The organism is Luteibacter sp. P4_E6 (genome assembly GCF_056401535.1).
In genome coordinates, this window is sequence record NZ_JBFUJE010000413.1 from 1 (window position 1) to 3,521 (window position 3,521).

Genomic DNA, 3,521 nt, shown 5'->3' on the forward strand with positions numbered 1-3,521 from the left:
AGCACGGCCTGACCCATCGCGAGCAGCCCCGGGGCATTGCGGGTGGCAAGCACGACGCGGCCCGTGATCTGCGGCATCTGCGCAGCGGATGCCGCCGGCTTGAACGAGTCGATGACGATGCGCACGCCGCGGATGTCGCCAAACGGCGGAATGGCCGCCTGCTGCATCGTCGACCCGAGCTTGGTGAAACTGTCATTCATATTGGCGAAGGCCGGGCATTCAAACGGCTTCGCGGCGACCGCTTCGGACTGGGCGGTCATGAAGGTACGGATCTGTTCGACAGGCAGCGCGAGGCTGACGTCGAACGGTGCCGTCGCGTCCTGACCCAGTCCCGGCAGCTCTACCTTCAGGCCCGAGAAGGCCTTGGTGATGTCGTCGGCAAGTGCCACGTCGACGCGCTGTTCCTGGTGGTGAAGGTCGAGCTTGGTGTAGCCGAAGCTGATCGACGGCACGCGGGCGGCAATGCGCGACGCTTCTGTCTGGCAGCTTGCCGGAAGCACGGGGGCAGGCTCGCCGGTCTTGGCCGACTGCTGCTTGATGAAGGCAGCGAAGAGCGGATCCTTGCCTGCCGCGATCAGGGGCAGGAGACGGGTGAGGTCCAGCTGACCGACGGCGTAGTCCTTGTAGCCCTTGTCCTTGGCGAGGTCGGCGAGGCGACCGTCTTCCTGGAGGCTCTTTTCCGGACGGTCGGCGCCCAGCGCCTGACGGATCATCGGCTGCGCGGCATCGGCCGGCAGCAGCGAGACCACCGCCTGCTTGCCCACCGTGGCGATGACCAACTGGATACCGGTGTCGGAGATGGCCACATGACGGTAGGTCTGGCCGCCGGCATCGGCGGTTTCCAGCTTCTTACCGTAGGCCGTCTCGAGGCGGCCGACGAAGCCTTCCCAGGCAGCGGGGTCGGCGAGCGAGACACGCGCCACCGGGCTGAGGCCCAGGCCATAGATGGCCGAGCCGGTCTTGATGTCGAGGCCGAGGTTCTTCAGCGCCGCTTCGGCGGTCTTGCCGTCGAACTCGGCGGCCACTGCCTTCATGAGGTGGGAGCCATCGACGTTGCCCTTGGCTTCCATGTCCTGGGCCAGCGCCTTCATCTGGGCGACCTGGCTGGGCAGCTCGGTGTTGACCTGGTTGAGCATGGCCTCATAGGCGTCGTCGTCCAGCTTGTCGAGGCTGGCGGCTACGTACGGTGTGTCGGCCGGCACGAAGGCCAGCGGGGCGTCCTTGTCCTTGTGGCCGCAGGCCGCCAGCAGCACGCTGGCGACGCCGAGCGCGATGAGTCGCTTCGTCGGTCGCATTTCGTATCCCATTGTTTGAGTTGTCCCTTGGTCCGGCCATTATGCCGGAAGCCGGGCCCGGCGCGGGATCAGCGTCCCATGACCTCAGCCAGGACGGCCATGCGCACGAACACCCCATTGCCCACCTGCTCGAGGATGCGCGACTGGGCGCCATCGGCGACCTCGGTGGCGATCTCGATGCCGCGGTTTATCGGGCCAGGATGCATCACCAGGCAGCCCTTGGCGGCACGGGCGAGCCGTTTCGTGTCGAGGCCGAAGCGCTCGAAGTAGGCGGCTTCGTCGGGCAGGTCCGTGGAGGCCATGCGTTCTTTCTGAAGTCGCAGCATGATCACGGCGTGGGCGCCTTCGATCGCCTCGTCGAAATCCTCGTGGAGAGTCACGCCTTCCAGTTCGCCTTCAGCCGGCAGCAGTGAGGACGGACCGACGAGTCGGACATCCTTCGCACCCAGCGCCGTGAAAGCGTGCACATCGGAGCGGGCGACGCGCGAGTGCCGCACGTCGCCGCAGATCACGATGCGCAGCTTGCGAAAATCCGGGTGATGGTTGCGGATGGTCAGTGCGTCGAGCAGGCCCTGGGTGGGGTGCGCGCGATTGCCGTCGCCGGCGTTGACCACGGCCACGCCGCTCATCGCGTGCTTGACCAGCGAGTCCGGCGTGCCCGACTCCTTATGCCTCACGATGATCGTGTCCAGGTGCATCGCTTCGAGGGTATGCAGCGTGTCGAACAGCTCCTCGCCCTTCGCGGTCGACGAGAAGCCGATGTCGAAGTTGATCACGTCGGCACCGAGCCGGCGTGCAGCCAGCTCGAACGACGTGCGCGTGCGCGTGGAGGGTTCGAAGAACAGGTTGAGCACCGTGCGGCCGCCGAGCAGGTCGAGCTTGCGTGTGCCATGTGCGGTCGCTTCACGCATGCTGTTGGCGCGATCGAGCAGGCGCTCGATGGTTTCGCGCGGCAGGTTCTCGAGGGTGGTCAGGTGGCGCAGGCGTTGTGACATGACGTCGACGTCCTCAAGGGGTGGATTGAAACGGTTCTTAGAACTGGGCGAGATGCGTTTCGAGGATGACGGCGGCGGCTTCGGCATCGATCGACTTCACGTCCGACTTCTTGCGTGTACCGGCCGCACGCGCGGCGGCGAAACGGCGTGCCGCTTCCTGCGAACTCATGCGTTCGTCGGCGAAGGCGACTGGCAGACCGTAGCGTTCGCCCAGGCGTTCGGCGAAGCGACGCGCGGTGCGTGTCATCGGTTGTTCCTTGCCGTCGTTGTCGAGTGGCAGCCCGACCACGAGCTCCGTCGRCAGCCATTCGCGGCGCAGCGTATCGAGGGTCTGCCAGTCCGGCTGGCCATCGCGGACCGGGACGGCGGCAAGCGCGCGTGCCGTGCCGGTAAGCCGATTACCGACGGCCACGCCGACGATCTTCGTCCCGACGTCGAATCCGAACAGACAGCTCATCGCGCCCCGAACTCAGGCGTGGCCGGCATAGCCGGCGATCTGGGAGGGGTCGGTCACACCCAGCTTGCGCGTGGCGGCGGTCCAGCGTTCGTCGAGCGGTGTATCGAAGATGATGCGTTCGTCGGCGCGGGTGGTCAGCCAGGCGTTGTCCATGACTTCCTGCTCGAGCTGACCGGCTTCCCAGCCGGCATAGCCGAGCGTGACGACGGCACGGCGCGGACCTTCGCCCTTGGCCATGGCGACGAGGATGTCGCGCGAGGTCGTGACCGACCAGTCTTCGTTGACGCGGTAGCTGGAGTCCCAGCGTCCCGGCTCACGATGGAGTACGAAACCGCGCTCCTGCTGCACGGGACCGCCAATGAGCACCGGGTAGTCCGCGATCTCCGGATCTTCGCAGTCGAGTTTCATCTGCGCGAGCACGTCGCCGAGACGGTATTCGGAGATCTGATTGATCAGTAGGCCGACCGCGCCGTCCTCGCCATGCTGGCAAAGAAAGGCGACGCCTCTCGCGAACGGAGGTTCGGCCAGGGAGGGCATCGCAATAAGAAATTGCCCCGCGAAGGTGTTGGCGATCGTCATGGCCTCATTGTAGCCACTACGACCATGACTCGTGCGCGAATATTCAGCGCCATTCGGCTAGGTTGGGGCCCTACACGAAAGGAGTCTGTTTCATGGGAAAGACGATGTTTACAAAGGTATTTGTCCTGCTCGCAGGAGGCTCGGTCGCGTTTGGCGCACTGGCGTCGTCGCCGTCAGCCTGGAAGGACTATGACC

4 protein-coding genes are annotated in these 3,521 nt (G+C 65.5%); all 4 read right to left on the reverse strand.

Translation table 11 applies throughout. From position 1 onward, the window contains the following. A partial coding sequence (locus tag AC1DT2_RS18260; protein WP_477297898.1) for a hypothetical protein occupies positions 1-1,295 on the reverse strand: 1,295 nt, incomplete at its 3' end. Between the two features lie 68 nt (positions 1,296-1,363). Further along, positions 1,364-2,290 (reverse strand): aspartate carbamoyltransferase catalytic subunit, encoded by a 927-nt coding sequence (locus AC1DT2_RS18265; RefSeq protein WP_063573352.1) that lies wholly within the window; start codon positions 2,288-2,290, stop codon positions 1,364-1,366. Positions 2,291-2,327: 37 nt separating this feature from the next. Continuing rightward, positions 2,328-2,747, reverse strand: coding sequence for a Holliday junction resolvase RuvX (ruvX, locus tag AC1DT2_RS18270; protein WP_477297900.1), 420 nt, complete (start codon positions 2,745-2,747; stop codon positions 2,328-2,330). A gap of 12 nt (positions 2,748-2,759) precedes the next feature. Then, a complete protein-coding gene (locus AC1DT2_RS18275; protein ID WP_063573348.1) occupies positions 2,760-3,326 on the reverse strand; it encodes a YqgE/AlgH family protein in 567 nt (188 codons plus the stop codon). Between the last annotated feature and the right edge of the window lie 195 nt (positions 3,327-3,521).